16 protein-coding genes are annotated in these 14997 nt (G+C 59.6%); 5 read left to right on the top strand and 11 right to left on the bottom strand.

The window, feature by feature from the left end; genetic code table 11:
• Window positions 1-508 (bottom strand): AlgP family protein (locus E4O98_RS02555; RefSeq protein WP_248089213.1); only part of this gene is annotated, 508 nt, incomplete at its 3' end.
• A 192-nt stretch (window positions 509-700) separates the two neighbouring features.
• Between E4O98_RS02555 and E4O98_RS02550 the strand changes: the two genes are divergently transcribed.
• A complete protein-coding gene (locus tag E4O98_RS02550; protein WP_248134073.1) occupies window positions 701-1378 on the top strand; it encodes an FKBP-type peptidyl-prolyl cis-trans isomerase in 678 nt (225 codons plus the stop codon).
• Between the two features lie 52 nt (window positions 1379-1430).
• Here the strand turns inward: E4O98_RS02550 and E4O98_RS02545 are convergent, their stop codons facing one another.
• From E4O98_RS02545 to E4O98_RS02515, 7 genes are all read right to left on the bottom strand, one after another.
• The gene (locus E4O98_RS02545) at window positions 1431-1889 is read right to left on the bottom strand and encodes an Rsd/AlgQ family anti-sigma factor (protein WP_032878791.1); all 459 of its coding nucleotides are present in this window, start codon (window positions 1887-1889) and stop codon (window positions 1431-1433) included.
• A 208-nt stretch (window positions 1890-2097) separates the two neighbouring features.
• Window positions 2098-2619 (bottom strand): disulfide bond formation protein B, encoded by a 522-nt coding sequence (locus E4O98_RS02540; protein ID WP_078822616.1) that lies wholly within the window; start codon window positions 2617-2619, stop codon window positions 2098-2100.
• Between the two features lie 237 nt (window positions 2620-2856).
• On the bottom strand, window positions 2857-4098 hold the full coding sequence (locus E4O98_RS02535; protein WP_005792433.1) for a heme biosynthesis protein HemY: 1242 nt from the start codon (window positions 4096-4098) through the stop codon (window positions 2857-2859).
• 5 nt (window positions 4099-4103) lie between these two features.
• Complete coding sequence (locus tag E4O98_RS02530; RefSeq protein WP_032878787.1) at window positions 4104-5219, bottom strand: uroporphyrinogen-III C-methyltransferase; 1116 nt, start codon at window positions 5217-5219, stop codon at window positions 4104-4106.
• 18 nt (window positions 5220-5237) lie between these two features.
• Complete coding sequence (locus tag E4O98_RS02525; RefSeq protein ID WP_032878785.1) at window positions 5238-5996, bottom strand: uroporphyrinogen-III synthase; 759 nt, start codon at window positions 5994-5996, stop codon at window positions 5238-5240.
• Window positions 5993-6934, bottom strand: a complete 942-nt coding sequence (hemC, locus tag E4O98_RS02520) for a hydroxymethylbilane synthase (RefSeq protein WP_032878783.1) — start codon at window positions 6932-6934, stop codon at window positions 5993-5995. Before hemC ends, E4O98_RS02525 begins: the two co-directional genes overlap by 4 nt.
• 138 nt (window positions 6935-7072) lie before the next feature.
• Window positions 7073-7819, bottom strand: a complete 747-nt coding sequence (locus tag E4O98_RS02515) for a LytTR family DNA-binding domain-containing protein (RefSeq protein WP_078822617.1) — start codon at window positions 7817-7819, stop codon at window positions 7073-7075.
• Window positions 7820-8320: 501 nt separating this feature from the next.
• On the opposite strand from E4O98_RS02515, the gene argH reads away from it, so the two are divergent.
• On the top strand, window positions 8321-9715 hold the full coding sequence (gene argH, locus E4O98_RS02510) for an argininosuccinate lyase (protein ID WP_005792438.1): 1395 nt from the start codon (window positions 8321-8323) through the stop codon (window positions 9713-9715).
• 97 nt (window positions 9716-9812) lie between these two features.
• Here argH and E4O98_RS02505 read toward each other — a convergent pair whose 3' ends face one another.
• Window positions 9813-10472, bottom strand: a complete 660-nt coding sequence (locus E4O98_RS02505; protein ID WP_032878779.1) for a glutathione S-transferase — start codon at window positions 10470-10472, stop codon at window positions 9813-9815.
• Window positions 10473-10598: 126 nt separating this feature from the next.
• On the opposite strand from E4O98_RS02505, the gene E4O98_RS02500 reads away from it, so the two are divergent.
• The 3 genes from E4O98_RS02500 (at window position 10599) to E4O98_RS02490 (ending at window position 14239) form a co-directional block, all read left to right on the top strand.
• Window positions 10599-10883 carry a hypothetical protein gene (locus E4O98_RS02500; protein WP_032878776.1) on the top strand — a complete coding sequence of 95 codons (285 nt, stop codon included), beginning with the start codon at window positions 10599-10601 and terminating at the stop codon, window positions 10881-10883.
• Between the two features lie 95 nt (window positions 10884-10978).
• Entirely contained in the window at window positions 10979-11230 is a 252-nt protein-coding gene (locus E4O98_RS02495; protein ID WP_032878774.1) for a TIGR02647 family protein, read from the top strand.
• 168 nt (window positions 11231-11398) lie between these two features.
• Window positions 11399-14239, top strand: a complete 2841-nt coding sequence (locus E4O98_RS02490; RefSeq protein WP_248134072.1) for a class I adenylate cyclase — start codon at window positions 11399-11401, stop codon at window positions 14237-14239.
• On the opposite strand, the gene rnk is transcribed toward E4O98_RS02490, so the two are convergent.
• Together rnk and E4O98_RS02480 are read right to left on the bottom strand one after the other, a co-directional pair.
• Entirely contained in the window at window positions 14236-14646 is a 411-nt protein-coding gene (rnk, locus tag E4O98_RS02485; RefSeq protein ID WP_005792442.1) for a nucleoside diphosphate kinase regulator, read from the bottom strand. The two genes, E4O98_RS02490 and rnk, sit on opposite strands and share 4 nt — an antisense overlap.
• A 131-nt stretch (window positions 14647-14777) precedes the next feature.
• Window positions 14778-14996 carry a DUF1289 domain-containing protein gene (locus E4O98_RS02480; RefSeq protein ID WP_078822619.1) on the bottom strand — a complete coding sequence of 73 codons (219 nt, stop codon included), beginning with the start codon at window positions 14994-14996 and terminating at the stop codon, window positions 14778-14780.
• Window position 14997 lies beyond the last annotated feature (1 nt).

Raw genomic sequence — 14997 nt, 5'->3', positions numbered from 1 at the left:
CTGCAGTTTTAGCGGCTGGCTTGGCTGCTGGTTTGGCAGCTGCAGTTTTAGCAACTGGCTTGGCAGCAGCGGTTTTGGCAGCGGGCTTGGCTGCAACTTTTGCGGGTGTACGAGCCCCCAGCGCTTTAGCTACGGCTTCCTTCACACGACCAACGCCTTGGGCCAGCTTCAGGCTTTCTTGAGCGTCTTTTTTGAGTTGGGAAATGTAGCTGCGGGTTTCAGCTTGACGATCCTTGAGGGCATCCAGCAGATCCTCAAGTTCTTTGACTGCGCCCTTGGCTTTGGCTTGCGCCTTGGACTTGCCGGCAGTAGCGGCGTCTTGCAGTTTGGTACGGGACTTGTGCAGCTTTTCTTGCGCTTTACCGCGTTGTTTTTCCAGTTTGGCGAGCAGTTTTTCTGCATCGGCCAACGCCTGGGAACATGCGCTTTCCAGATGTTCGAGCAAGCTGCCCGAAAGTTGTTGGAGCAAGTGCAACGGGGTATTTACAGGCTTCTGTTTGGCCGACATGGTTTACCTCCTGGCTGACGTGGGTGCGGCTCATACTAGCCCTCTGCTCTTACCGCCGCTAGCGCATGTTGACAGTATCGTTGGGCTTGCGTTGCACGGTACGAAAATTCTTATCGATATAACGCAAATGCTCACCAGTTTTTACGCACTCACACTGGCATAATCCGTCGCACTTTCGCCGGGAGAATGTCCATGTCGCGTTATCTTTTTCTAGTGCTTGGCTTGGCGATCTTCGTGGCCGATGCGAGCGAGCAATCGCCGTCAAAAAACACTGCCACAGAGGCGCATGATCTAGCCTATAGCTTGGGCGCAAGCCTCGGCGAACGGTTGCGCCAGGAAGTCCCCGACCTGCAGATCCAGGCCCTGATCGACGGCCTCAAGCAAGCCTATCAAGGCAAGCCGCTGGCGCTCGACAACGCGCGCATCGAACAGATTCTCACCGAGCACGAAGCGCAAAACGCCGCCAACGCCCAGCTACCTCAAAGCGAAAAAGCACTCGCCGCCGAACAGCAATTTCTAACTCGGGAAAACGCCGCCAGTGGTGTTCGTGAATTGGCAAATGGGATTCTGCTCACCGAGCTGGCACCGGGCACTGGCAACAAGCCGTTAGCCAGCGATGAAGTGCAGGTGAAATACGTGGGCCGACTGCCTGACGGAACTGTCTTCGACAAAAGTACGCAAGCGCGATGGTTTCGCCTGAACAGCGTGATCAGCGGTTGGAACAGTGCATTGCAACAGATGCCGGTGGGTGCGAAATGGCGTCTGGTGATTCCTTCAGCCCAGGCCTATGGCGCAGACGGCGCAGGTGAGTTGATCCCGCCCTATACACCGCTGGTGTTCGAGATAGAACTGCTCGGCACTCGCCACTGACCCATAAAAAACGGTGCGACATGCGCACCGTTTTTTATCTCCCTACCAAGCTTCAGACTTGGGTGGCAGCCTCTTCCTTATGGGCGTTGTGCAGCACTTCGATCAAGCAGTCTTCCAGCTCGAAACGTTCATGCAGCAGCGCGCCCAGTTCTTTGAATTTTTCCGCTACGCATTTCCCTGCGTCACACAGGTCGGTGAACGCCAGCAGTTTTTCCGTGATCACATCGATGCGCGGGTAAATAGTCTCTGCCAGGTCGAGGCCACGCTGGTCGTCGAAGGCTTCCGCCTCTTTGGTCAGTTGCTCGTAGACGCCGAAATGGCCTGCCGATACGTAGTCAACCAGTACCCCACAGAAATCCTGCAATGGCTCGCGATTCTCACCCAATGCTTCGGGCTTGGCACCGAGAGCATCAAAGGCCCGAACCAGTTCGTGGCGTGCCTTCAGCCAGCTGTCGATCAGCTTGTGCACCCCACCCCAACGTTCCTGAGCATTCTGACAACTTTCCAGCATGATGATCTCTCTTCCCTATAGGGGCGCTGCTGCTCTGTACCTGCGCAACACTTGAAGGATTAAGCAGCAGTCGAACAAAGCCGCGTCTGACAAATGGTTTGGATACGCGTGCGGGCCAGATTATGCCCGCAGGACTATGGCTTCAAGGTACGCAGGAGAGAATGTTCATACAAGTGTTTAATCCCCTCCTACAACGCGCGTCCCGTTTTCATGACGTTGTGATGCGCAAATGCTTACTGAACAACAGCCGCGAGCATTGCATGACACCCAGGATCAACATCGCCACAAAGAACAACAGGCTCCACTCCGGCAGGCTCAGGTCAAATAGCGTCCAGTTGATTTCAACGCAATCGACAGTCCCGTTGAACACTGACCGCGCCGCCTGCCAGAACGACAGGTTTTCGATCATGTAGTGCAGGCTGGGCCAGCAATCCCGGCCCGCACCTGACGGAATATTCTGCAATAGCACTTGGCGCCCGGCAGTGATGGCACCCAATAATGCACACACGGTGCTCGCCAGCCCATACAGGCAAAGGCCGGAACGCCCGGGATTATGAAGGGCGGCCATCAGGTTGATCAGCGCAAAAGTGGCCAGAAGCAGACGTTGTACCTGGCACAGAAAGCAAGGCTGTAGCAACGCGCCGTATTCCAGATAGAAGGACGCGCCCAACGTCAGCGCACCCGCCATGAACGCCAGCAAAAACAAGGAGCGTAAAGGGGCCAAAGACATTGTTTATCCGCACTGCAAGAGATAGGTCGCTACGGTAGAGGAAAGGCCCGACCCCTTTCAAGACGCCCCGGAGCAGACAATTCCGCGAAGAAGCAAGGACATTCCGCCAAGGCATGGCGGAAATCCAGTTACAACAAGTAGGAATTAGTCATCACGTCAGTTATACCGAGTGTTTATTGGGGTTTTAAGGATCGGGTGTCGGATAGATCCGAGCCAATCCATTCACCCTTTCCTACTTCAAATACGCGCGGGTACTGGCAGAGGCGAGGACAACAGACGATTGTCGAGCAGCCCCAGACCTTCCTGAAACAGCTGGTTGCTGCGCTCGGTGTCGCCCAGTTGGGCCAGCAGGCGGGCCAATTCGGCACAGGCTTCGGGGTTGCGCTGAACTTGCAGGCTGCTTTCCAGATAGTCCCGCGCCTTGCCCCACAGGCTGTTTTGCAGGCACAGACGGCCAAGCGTCAGCAGCAAGCTGGCATCGCCCGGATGGTCCTTGAGCCAGCCTTCGGCAAACTTCAACTGGCGCGCCGGGTCACTGCCACGCAACAGGCCATACAGCCGAATCAGATGGCTGTCATAGTCGCGCTTGAGGGCACCACGCAGCACTTCCTCGGCCTTTGCATCCGCGCCTAGCCGACGCAACTGGTCGGCATAGGCCAGCACCAATTGTGGCTGCTGGCGCTGGGCCGAAGTCAGTTGCTCCCAGGCACGCTCCAGAGACTGCAAGCCCGCCTCGCCCTGCTCCTCACGCTGGGCAGCCAGGCTCAGGTTTTCGCCCCAGGCACGACGTTCCAGCTCGGCCAGCTCACTGGCGGGCAAGACTTTGTCCTTGCGCAGCTCAGGCAGCAGGCGAATCACCGACGACCAATCGCCACGCTGCTGATGCAGGCGCTGTAGCTGCCTGAGTACCTGCGCGTTATGCGGGTGACGCTCGTGCATCGCCTGAAGCGTAACCAGGGCGCCTTCAGTATCGCCGCGGTCCATCTGCAGTTGCGCATGGCTCAGGGCTACGGCCAATTCCGCCTGGGGCTGGCGCTCCAGGGCGCGCTCCAGCAAGCCGTCGGATTCCTCATAGCGGCCCTGCTCATTGGCCGCACGGGCAGCACCGATGTAATAGAGCAGCGGCTGACGCTCTGCTTCGGCAGCACGGTGCAAGTGGCGCTCGGCACTGGCCCAGCGGCCCTCGGCAAGGTCCATCTGACCTTGCTCGATCGCGATCTGCACACGGCGGCTGCGGTTGCGTCGCGACCATGGATTGACCACGCCACCGGAGGTGGTGATCAGGCTCAGCAACACACGAACCAGGTAGATCGCCAGGCCGATGGCAAACACCGCCACCAGGGTAGCCCACAGGCTTGACTCGTAATGCAGCAAATGCGGATAGGTAATCAGCACGTAGCCGGTGTGTTTCGAAATACCCACGGCCAGTGCGAGGGCGACTGCAATCGCCAGCACCAGGATCACATAGAAACGCTTCATCAGCTCTACTCCTGGGTCGCCGGTTTGCCGGCCGCGGCCTTGGCTTCGTCGGCAGACAGATGACGACGTTCAAGGTAAGCCTGCACGGCGGCCAGGCTCGCAGCCAGGTCCGGCGTCACCACCGACACGGCCTTGGGCTCAAGTTCAGCGATACGCGCCAGCATCGCCTTGCTCTGCGGGTTGTCCTGATTGAAGTTGTCTTGCAATACGCTGCGCGCTTCGCCCAGCGAGCGGCTGTATACCGCCGACTCGCCGTTGAGCGCGGCCCACTGCGCCTGCTCCAGCGCCAGGCTCAGGGCCAGGCGCACTTGGTTCAAACCCTGGCCTGCCAACAATGGCCGGATATTGTCATCCGGGTTGAAGTCGATGCGGAAATAGCGGGAAATCTGTTCCCACCACTGGCTCAACTGGTTCTGCGTATCGCTGGTGGGGCGCCCTTGGGAAGCAGGTTCCGTAAGCTGATACTCCGGGGCAATCGCCGCCAGTTGCACGACCTGGTCACGCAAGGCCGCCAGTTGCAGGTACAGGCCGGTGCGGTCTGGTTGCTCAGTGCTGCGCAATGCGGCAAGGCTCTTGGCCAGTTGCTCACGGGCGGTGAAAGCCCCTGGGTCGCTCTGCTCGCGAAGAATCTCGTCGGCGCCCTGGACCAGCGACTGCGCACTGTTGATGTCTTGCAAGGCAGACAAACGCAAACTGGCCAGACGGATCAGATGCTCCGCCTCGGCCAGGCGCCAATCCTTGCGGCTGGCGCCCAACACCGTTTCGAGGCGCTGGCTCAGGCGTTGCTGATCGCCCTGCAACTGGGCAACCAGGCGGCGGCGCTCTTCCAGCTCGTCCGCACCCGGCAATTGCGCCAGACGGGCGGCCAACTGTTGCTGGCTTTGCTTGAGGCTCTGGGATTGGTCATCCAGGGTCTGCACTTGGCTCAATTGATGTTGGCTGCTGGCTTGAAGGGCGCGGACCTGCCAGATCCCCCAGCCGCCAGCAGCTACGCCAGCAGCCCCTAGCAGCAAGGCGACGACCGCCAGGCCATTGCCACGGCGCGGCGCGGTGACCGGTGTCTCGACCGGCGCATCAAGCGCGGGCTGAGCTTCATCTTTAGGCAAGGCTGTTTCGCTCACGTATCCGTCCTTTGCGTATCAGAGAGTGGGAACGGGATAGCTCCCCAACGCCACTAACAAAGCCGCGGCACTCGCGCCGCGACAATCCACAACTTTTTTTGCGCCAGCGGCCCGCGCCATCTCATAGACGCGCGGGCTGGGCACGAACAACGGCAGCTGTGCCACCTGTGGCCAATCGGTGCCCGCCAGGGCTTGCAGGTGTAAAAAACCCTGCCCACTGCTGACCACCAGGCCGTTCAAGCGTTCCAACCGGATGCGTTGCATCAGCGCACCCGTCTCGTAGACCGGGAGAAAACGCCGATACAATTCCAGATAGTCGACACTAGCACCTTGCTCGCGCAAACGCTCTGCCAGCAACTCGCGGCCGCCCTCGCCACGCAGGATCAGCACCTTGGCGCCCGGCTGTGCGATAGCCTCGCGCAATGCAGGCAATTGAAGCAAGGCCTCGCTGTCATCGCCAGTGGCGGGATAATGAACGTCGAGGCCATGACCGGCGAGGATCTGCGCCGTCGCCGCACCGACGCTGAACCACGGCATTGGCGGCACGGCATTCCCCAACCGTTGCAGCGCCAGGCGCGCGGCCGGCTTGCTCACAACAATGACCGCGCAATAACGCTGCAACGCGTCAAACACCGCTTGTTGCTCAGCCGTGACCGCTAACGCTTGCGTCTCCAGCAACGGCAGACGGCTGCTGTATATACCGGCCTGGGACAATAAAGCCGCCAGGGCTGTCGACTCCTCGGCAGGCCGCGTCAGCAGCACTCGCCAGTCGGTCACTGCGGACCGGCCTCGCCATAGACTTTTTGCAAAATGGCACCGGCGCCTTTGTCCAGCAACTCCTCGGCAACCTGAATCCCCAAGGCCGTCGCATCTCGTTGCGGCCCACGCACCTGGGCGGTCAGCAGGGTACCGCCATCCGGATCCCCCACCAGGCCACGCAGCCACAGGTTCTCACCTTCGAGTACGGCATAGCAGGCGATGGGGACTTGGCAGCCGCCATTGAGGTGTTTGTTCAGGGCGCGCTCGGCGGTCACACGAACTTCGGTATCGGCGTGATCGAGGGGCTTGAGCAGTGCGTGGATTTCGCTGTCGACGGTCCGACATTCGATGCCGACTGCGCCCTGCCCGCCGGCGGGCAGGCTGTCTTCGACGCTGATGGCCGATGTGATGCGATCTTCGAAGCCCAAGCGGATCAAGCCGGCGGCGGCAAGAATGATCGCGTCATATTCGCCGGCATCCAGCTTGGCCAGGCGCGTATTGACGTTGCCGCGCAAAAAGCGAATCTGCAAGTCGGGCCGACGTGTCAACAACTGAGCCTGGCGACGCAGGCTGGAGGTGCCGACGATGCTGCCCAGCGGCAAGTCATCCAGGGACGCGTAGGTATTGGAAACAAAGGCATCACGCGGATCTTCGCGCTCGCAGATGCAAAAAAGGCCCAGGCCTTCAGGGAAGTCCATGGGCACGTCTTTCATCGAATGCACAGCGATGTCGGCTTCGTTTTCCAGCAGCGCAGTTTCCAGCTCCTTGACGAAAAGACCCTTGCCGCCGATTTTCGACAGGGGTGAGTCCAGCAGCTTGTCGCCGCGACTGACCATGGGCACCAGGGATACCTTGAGGCCCGGATGAGCCTGCTCAAGGCGTGCTTTGACGTATTCGGCCTGCCACAAGGCCAAGGCGCTTTTACGGGTGGCGATGCGGATTTCGCGAGAGGACATGGATCAATCCGTACTGAATAGATACGGCGGATAATAACAGCTCAGGCAAATACGCTTTGATTTGAATCAGCAAGTGCGGGGCCTCCCTGGCCACATCGCACCGGGATAAGGAAGGCAGACCGCGCCCCAGCCCTTGGGCTAAAGCTGCTGCATCATCTTGCGCACGCCGGCGACATGGCGTCGGCTGACGATCAACGCATCGCCATTGAGCCCCTTCAGGAAGAGCTGAAAGTGCCCCAGGGGTGTGCGCTGCAAGCGCTCGATACGTTCGCGGGCTACCAGCGCGTTGCGATGGATACGCACAAAACGGTCGCCGAATTCATCCTCAAGAGCCTTGAGCGGCTCATCCAGCAGCACTTCGCCGGTTTCATGGCGCAGGGTCACGTACTTGTGATCGGCAATAAAGTAGACCACCTGGTTGAGCGGGATCAGCTCGATGCCTTTGCGGGTGCGCGCACTGATGTGGCTGCGTGGCCCGTTACCACTTTGGGCCGCAGGCTGGGTCAGTGCGGCAAGTTGGGCACGGCTGGGACGCTCGGCTTTTTTCAAGGCTTTGAGCAAGGCCTCGGCGGTGACCGGCTTGACGAGAAAACTGACACCGCTGTCTTCCAGCGTCTGTGCAGAGAACTCTTCCTGGGCCGCGCACAACACCACGGCAGGTGGCGATTCGCGTTCGCTCAGGCGGGCAGCGACTTGCAGGCCATCAAAGCCCGGCATACGGATATCGAGCAGCACCACATCCGGCTTGAGGCTGTCGATCAGCGTCAACGCCTCCTCACCGCTGGTGGCACTCGGTTCAAGGACTGTATAACCCTCGAGTTCACTGACTAGACGGCTCAGTCGCTCGCGGGCTTGGGGTTCGTCATCAACGATCAGGACATTCATATTGCGCTGGATTCCTGCGTGAGTCTCGCACAAGGATAGCGTAGACAGGTGCGGTGACTTGCGTCACAGCGATCCACGCTAAGACTAGCGCGAGCGGCAAAAAGTGCCCTGAGAGCGGCACCCAAATTTACCCGGACCTGTTCAATAGCGCCCAAGACCTGCTGCCTTCGGGCATCGTCGTAGGGTTCACTGATACACAATCCGAATACCCCCCTGTTTAATGGATAGTCTGGTTATGACCGCATCACCAGACTTTGGTGCATTCACACACTAGCAGTCCAACTGTAGACGCTCACTGAGACGATATTGCTCAATCGTCAAATATCGTTTCAATAAGTACGTATCTCCAGTCTCGTCCCGGATGCGTTCGGCGGCAAGGCACTTAGCCATCTACGACACAAATAAAATTGCCGATCACCCGCGGCACCGCCTTCACGGGCAACCCTGTTATTATCGCCGGTACACCTTCATGCCTCTTTCAAGCAGATCACGAGCGAATCCATGAGCACCGACAAGACCAACCAGTCCTGGGGCGGCCGCTTCAGTGAACCCGTCGACGCCTTCGTCGCGCGCTTCACCGCCTCCGTCACCTTCGACCAGCGCCTGTACCGCCACGACATCATGGGCTCCATCGCCCATGCCACGATGCTGGCCAAGGTCGGCGTGCTGACCGACGCCGAGCGTGACAGCATCATCGACGGCCTGACCACCATCCGCGGTGAAATCGAGGCAGGCACATTCGACTGGCGCGTCGATCTGGAAGACGTGCACATGAACATCGAGGCACGCCTGACCGATCGCATCGGCGTGACCGGCAAGAAACTGCACACCGGCCGCAGCCGTAACGATCAGGTAGCCACCGATATTCGCCTGTGGCTGCGCGATGAAATCGACCTGATCCTGGCCGAAATCACCCGCCTGCAAAAAGGTTTGCTGGAACAGGCCGAGCGTGAATCGGACACCATCATGCCCGGCTTCACTCACTTGCAGACCGCACAGCCAGTGACCTTCGGCCACCATCTGCTGGCCTGGTTCGAAATGCTCAGTCGCGATTACGAGCGCCTGGTCGATTGCCGCAAGCGCGCCAACCGTATGCCGTTGGGCAGCGCTGCGCTGGCCGGCACCACCTACCCGATCGACCGCGAGTACACCGCGCAACTGCTGGGTTTTGACGCCGTGGGCGGCAACTCCCTGGACGGCGTTTCGGACCGCGACTTCGCCATCGAATTCTGTGCCGCCGCCAGTATCGCGATGATGCACCTGTCGCGCTTCTCCGAAGAACTGGTGCTATGGACCAGTGCCCAATTCCAGTTCATCGACCTGCCAGACCGCTTCTGCACCGGCAGCTCGATCATGCCGCAAAAGAAAAACCCTGACGTGCCTGAGTTGGTGCGCGGCAAGAGCGGCCGTGTATTCGGCGCGCTAATGGGCCTGTTGACCCTGATGAAAGGCCAACCATTGGCCTACAACAAGGACAACCAGGAAGACAAGGAACCGCTGTTCGACGCCGCGGACACCCTGCGTGATTCGCTGCGCGCCTTTGCCGACATGATCCCCGCGATCAAGCCCAAACACGCGATCATGCGTGAAGCAGCCCTGCGGGGTTTCTCCACGGCAACCGACCTGGCGGACTACCTGGTGCGCCGTGGCCTGCCGTTCCGTGACTGCCACGAAATCGTCGGCCACGCGGTGAAATACGGGGTGGACACCGGCAAGGACCTGGCGGAAATGAGCCTGGAAGAACTGCGCCAGTTCAGCGACCAGATCGAACAGGATGTGTTTGCCGTGCTGACCCTGGAAGGCTCGGTAAATGCCCGCAACCATGTGGGCGGCACTGCGCCGGCACAGGTCAAGGCAGCGGTCGTGCGCGGCAAAGAATTGCTCGCCAGCCGCTAAAACTGTGGGAGGGGGCTTGCTCCCGATGGCGGTGGGTCAGCTAAGATTTTCTTACCTGATACACCACCATCGGGAGCAAGCCCCCTCCCACATTTGCTCACCTTTTGGCCGCAATCATCGCCATGAATGCAGGCATCGCCGCCTGCCTGTCCGCCTCGACCTTCTGCGCGTTGGGCATTTCATTCAGGCGCCCCAACAAGGCCTTCACCTGCGGCAACTGCGCCAGCAGGTCCAGCCCGAACAGCTTCTCGCCCACGCCGCACGCCAGGTTCAGGCTGTACATGAAATACAAATCCGCAATGGTGAAGTTCTCCCCAGCCACATAAGGCGCGAACTTACCGTGCCGACCTAACGTACCGATCCCAAGCAGCAGCTCGGCCCTGGATTTCTCCTTGATCGCCTCCGGCACCGTCATGCCGAAAAAAGCCTCGGCGAAACACGCTCGCGCAGGCAGTTCGATGTAGAGCTCGATTTCACGGCACAGCGCCAGCACCTGAGCCCGTTGAAAAGGGTCGGCCGGCAGCAATGAAGGGCCTTCCTGAGTGTGTTCGATGTACTCCAGAATCACGCTGGTTTCATTGATAAACCCTTGCTTGACGCCCAGCACCGGCACTTTGCCTCGCGGGCTCACCGCCAAGGCTTCGGGGGTCTGGCCTGCATAGAAAGGCACCTCCTCGAAAGCCAGCCCTTTCTCCAGAAGTGCAAGCTTGACCATGTTGTAGTAGTTACTGACTGAAAATCCGTAGAGCTTGAGCATTGCAGATGCCTCCAGGCCGGGTGTGGGGTTGGCTGCAAGAGTTATAGTTCCAGGCGCCCGGCCTGACCAGCAGCATCACCTGCCTGAATGGCGGTAGACTGGCACCCTTTCCTTGAGGAGCCTGCCATGAGCGAGCCGACCGATATCGACAATGACGAAGAAGAATTCACCGAAACCACGCTGATCGAAGCCATCGAAAACCAGATCGAAAGCGACAACCCGCCAGCGGCCAAGGCAACGTTCAACAAACTGACCCTGGTGGGCTACGAGCGCGACGACATCCTGAATCTGATGGCTCACGTGCTGGCCTTCGAGATTGATGCCATGCTGGACGAAGACCGCGCATTCGATACCCAATGGTATGAAACAGCGCTGCGAGCATTGCCGGAGTTGCCGCCTGAAAAGGAATAATCCCAGTACGCAGCAACACGCTGGACAGTTCGGCAAAGTGCGTTCACCTTATGGCCTGCTAGCCTCTAATAAATTTTAGAAAGTCTGGAGTCCTTATGTCGTATACCCCCGAGTTGGTTGCCGAACTGGAAATCCTTGCACTCTTCAACCTGGACAGCTCCCAGGAGGGTCTGAAAGTCCACCAGACCGCCGCTTCCGCTGCCATCGCAGCTGCCAAGCGCCTTTTTGACAAAGATCTGATTACCCAACCCGATGGCGGCTACCTGACCAGCCTGGGTCGGGATGCAGCTCAACACACCCAAAGCCTGCTGACGATTTTGAACACAACGAAAAAAGAAGCTGCCTGACACCTGATCCCGCCCATGGGGTCCGCCCGTTGCGGACTCCGAGGGCGCTGTTGTGTGGCGCAAAAATTCTGACGCCAAAAAGCCACTTCCCTCTAAAACTCCTACGCTACTGTCTGTAGACTCCTGCATGGCTGCCCACGTCGGGCCCAGCGAGCCACCGAGTTCGACATGACCCGCACCCACGAAATCCGCCCCGATCTGGACGAAGGCATCGACCGCAAGGTGCTGACCCAGTTGCGCGCGCGTTTCATGGCCCTCAATGAGGGCCGCATGGCCCGGGCTGTCGAGGGGCTGACACCACGCCAACAAGGCGTATTGACCTTGTTGCCGCTGTTTTTCCACGTCAATCACCCACTGTTGCCGGGCTATGTCTCCAGCAGCACCCCGGCGGGGCTGTCGAATTTCGAACCTGACGCCCAGGCGCTGGCCGAAGCCCAACGCCTGACCCGCTCGTTCTCCTATAAACCGCGCCATGGCAACCCGCCCCGCCCCATCCACGGCCTGTTCCTGATGGGCAGCCTCGGCACGCTGGCCCAGGCCGATCAAAGCGATATGGACGTGTGGGTGTGCCACGCTCCCGACCTGGACGAAAGCGAACTGGCAGAGCTGCGCAAGAAGTGCCAACTGCTGGAAGCCTGGGCCTTGAGCATGGGCGCCGAGGCGCATTTTTTCCTGATCGAACCTACACGCTTTGTCCTGGGTGAACGCGATACGCAACTAAGCTCCGACGATTGCGGTACTACCCAGCACTACCTGCTGCTGGACGAGTTCTACCGCACAGCCATCTGGCTGGCCGGGCGCACGCCGATCTGGTGGCTGGTGCCGGTCTACGAAGAAAAGCGCTACGCCGAATTTACCCACGCCCTGATTTCCAAGCGGTTTATCCGCGCCGATGAAACCCTCGACCTGGGTCACTTGGCCCATATCCCGCCGGTCGAGTTCATAGGTGCCGGGCTGTGGCAATTGTTCAAGGGCATCGAGTCACCGTACAAATCGGTGCTCAAGCTGCTGCTGACCGAGGTCTACGCCAGCGAACATCCGAACGTGTACTGCCTGAGCCTGCGTTTCAAGCGAGCGGTGTTCGCCAACCAAGTGGACCTGGATGAGCTGGACCCTTACATCGTGGTGTATCGCCGCATCGAGGAATACCTCAAGGCCCGCAACGAGCCGGATCGCCTGGAACTGGTACGACGCAGCCTGTACCTGAAGATCAACCGCAAGCTCAGCGCCGGCCAGCGCACCCCCACTTGGCAGCGACTGCTGCTGGAACGCCTGGCCCAGGAATGGGGTTGGGACCAGCGCCAACTGGCCCTGCTGGACAGTCGCAGCCAGTGGAAAGTGCGTCAGGTTGCTTCCGAGCGCCGCGCTCTGGTCAATGAACTGAACTACAGCTACCGTTTCCTCACCCAGTTCGCCCGCAGCGAACAGACTGCCAGCCTGATCAACAAACGCGACCTCAATGTACTGGGCCGGCGCTTGTATGCGGCGTTCGAACGCAAGGCCGGCAAGGTTGAGTTCATTAACCCAGGCATCGCCCCGGACCTGGCCGAAGACACCCTGACCCTGGTGCAGTCGCCCAACCGCAAGGAGCCGGGCCAGCACCATTGGGGTTTGTATAACGGCAACCTGACGGCCCTGGAATGGGAGCACTTCGCGCCGATCAAACGCAGCCGGGACCTGCTGGAAATGCTCACCTGGTGCCATCGCAACGGCGTGATCGACAGCAGTACCCGCCTGGCGCTGCACCCCGGTGTCAGCGACATGACCGAGTTCGAGTTGTTCAACCTGCTGGGCAGCCTGCAACAGACCATCGCCCTGCCCCTGGCCAGTGTCGATGAGAGCCGCTTGCTGCGCCCGGCAGTGCCCGAAGACGTGCTGTTGCTGATCAACGTCGGGGTTGACCCGCTCAAGCATCATCGCGACCTGAATATCCTGATGACAACAGAGCGCACCGACTCCCTGAGCTACGCCGGTGTACGCGAAAACCTGGTGCTGACCCTGGACCAGGTCATGCTCAACAGCTGGAACGAGGTGATGGTCAGCCGCTATGACGGCCCCCACGCCCTGCTCGACTGCCTGCGCGATTACCTCAACCAACTACCGCTGGGTCATCTGCCACGGCTGCGAGTGCGTTGTTTTTGCCACAACCGTGCGCAGTTCATTGCCCAGCGTGTAGAAGAGGTGTTCGACACCGCACAACACCTGCTGCTTGGCCAAGGCAATCATCGTTACCTGTTGCAGGTGCAACAGCACTATCACGTCATGGAACTGACACCAGGCCAGGCCAATCATGTGTCACTGCCAACCCAGGACGCGCTGATTGCCTACCTCAGTGAGGAACTGGCCAGCTACAGCCCTTGGCACCTTGACGCCATGGCCCTGGAAGACCATGACCTGGCGCTGCTCCTGCCTATGGGCCAGGCCGATTGCGTGCAAGTGTTCTATCGAGTCAATGAAGGCTTCGCCCAGCTGTACGTACTCGACGAATTCAACGCGCTTTGGCAGCAGCGCTTGCCGTTTCATGATGAACAAAGTCTGCTGGCTCCGCTGCAACGCTTCCTGCAATCGATCCTCTATCGCCGCGAAGCGCTGTCGTCCCTGGATTCCCGACAGCCCCTGAGTGAAGTGCACACCTTGTACTATCAGTTATTGCCATCGGGCAGCAGCCGCGCCCGCGGCGTGGAACCACGACCGGCGCCGCAGAACCCTGCCAACAAGCCGTTTTATGACGTGCAGGCAATTATCGGCAAAGGCGCGCCTGGCCAGGTGGGGATCACCCTTTACTGCAATCAGCGGGAATTTTGCGAACTGGAATTTGGCGACCAACTGTTTGCCGTGGTCGCCCGGGAGATCGTCGGGCAACGCCGGGAAACCGAACGTTACCGTTGCTACATCACTGATCTGGACTTGTCAGGACTGCTCGGTGATGTGCAAAGCCCGAGCAATTTGTACCTGCGCTACAAAGCCGAACTGGAACAGTCCCTCAATGCCGCACTGGGCCAGATTTAGAGCGAGAAAGCCCCGCCATCCTTGGGCTGGCCTTCGACACTGAGCAATTCCAGCTTGAGCGTTTTGCCACCCGGTGCAGGCCAGTCGATATGCTGGCCCACTTGCAGCCCCAGCAAAGCACTGCCTACCGGAGCCAGGATCGAGATCTTGCCTTCGTCGGCGTTCGCGTCCTTGGGGTAGACCAGCGTCAGGTGATAGTCCTTGCCGCTGCTTTGCTCACGGCAATGCACGCTGGAGTTCATGGTCACGACACCCGCAGTCACTTCATCGTGACCGACCACGTCTTCGGCGCGGTCGAGTTCGGCTTGCAACGCTTCGACGCCGGGAAACTCGTCGCCCAAGCGGTCGATCAGTTGCTCAAGACGCTGCACGTCAAGACGGGTAAGAATGATGGAAGGTGCGGTCATGATTCAGGCAGACTCCTTTTTTCTGCACAAAAAAGCAAAACCCCGCCAGAAAAAGGCGGGGTTCTCACGGACCTCGATGAGTTGAGGTGTACCCGGACACTACCACAGCGTCACAAATAAACAAGATGCTGTCAGGCTTGGGCCTTGCGCTGCTCAGCTTGCGCGCAGATCACCCGGCGCCGCGCATCGTCGGCGGAGCGCCATTCACGGATGTCTTCCACGTGGCGGAAGCAGCCGAGGCAGACTTTCTGCTCGTCCAGGCGACACAAACTGATACAAGGTGACGGCACCGCCGGGCTGACATTGCTGAACAGCGGCTTGGGCGGGCGTACAGGTACAGGCTGGGTCACG

Source organism: Pseudomonas sp. W2Jun17, assembly GCF_023127795.1.
In the GTDB taxonomy this organism is placed as follows: Bacteria; Pseudomonadota; Gammaproteobacteria; order Pseudomonadales; family Pseudomonadaceae; genus Aquipseudomonas; species Aquipseudomonas synxantha_A.
Note: the sequence above shows the minus strand (reverse complement) of the source record. Positions and strands in the feature narration are given on the sequence as shown.

What these genes read in the sequence shown, in the direction of transcription:
- E4O98_RS02550 (WP_248134073.1), top strand. Translation starts at nt 701, where the DNA reads ATGTCGCGTTATCTTTTTCTAGTGCTTGGCTTGGCGATCTTCGTGGCC.
- E4O98_RS02545 (WP_032878791.1), bottom strand. Translation starts at nt 1,889, where the DNA reads ATGCTGGAAAGTTGTCAGAATGCTCAGGAACGTTGGGGTGGGGTGCAC.
- E4O98_RS02540 (WP_078822616.1), bottom strand. Translation starts at nt 2,619, where the DNA reads ATGTCTTTGGCCCCTTTACGCTCCTTGTTTTTGCTGGCGTTCATGGCG.
- E4O98_RS02535 (WP_005792433.1), bottom strand. Translation starts at nt 4,098, where the DNA reads ATGAAGCGTTTCTATGTGATCCTGGTGCTGGCGATTGCAGTCGCCCTC.
- hemC (WP_032878783.1), bottom strand. Translation starts at nt 6,934, where the DNA reads ATGTCCTCTCGCGAAATCCGCATCGCCACCCGTAAAAGCGCCTTGGCC.
- E4O98_RS02515 (WP_078822617.1), bottom strand. Translation starts at nt 7,819, where the DNA reads ATGAATGTCCTGATCGTTGATGACGAACCCCAAGCCCGCGAGCGACTG.
- argH (WP_005792438.1), top strand. Translation starts at nt 8,321, where the DNA reads ATGAGCACCGACAAGACCAACCAGTCCTGGGGCGGCCGCTTCAGTGAA.
- E4O98_RS02505 (WP_032878779.1), bottom strand. Translation starts at nt 10,472, where the DNA reads ATGCTCAAGCTCTACGGATTTTCAGTCAGTAACTACTACAACATGGTC.
- E4O98_RS02500 (WP_032878776.1), top strand. Translation starts at nt 10,599, where the DNA reads ATGAGCGAGCCGACCGATATCGACAATGACGAAGAAGAATTCACCGAA.
- E4O98_RS02495 (WP_032878774.1), top strand. Translation starts at nt 10,979, where the DNA reads ATGTCGTATACCCCCGAGTTGGTTGCCGAACTGGAAATCCTTGCACTC.
- E4O98_RS02490 (WP_248134072.1), top strand. Translation starts at nt 11,399, where the DNA reads ATGACCCGCACCCACGAAATCCGCCCCGATCTGGACGAAGGCATCGAC.
- rnk (WP_005792442.1), bottom strand. Translation starts at nt 14,646, where the DNA reads ATGACCGCACCTTCCATCATTCTTACCCGTCTTGACGTGCAGCGTCTT.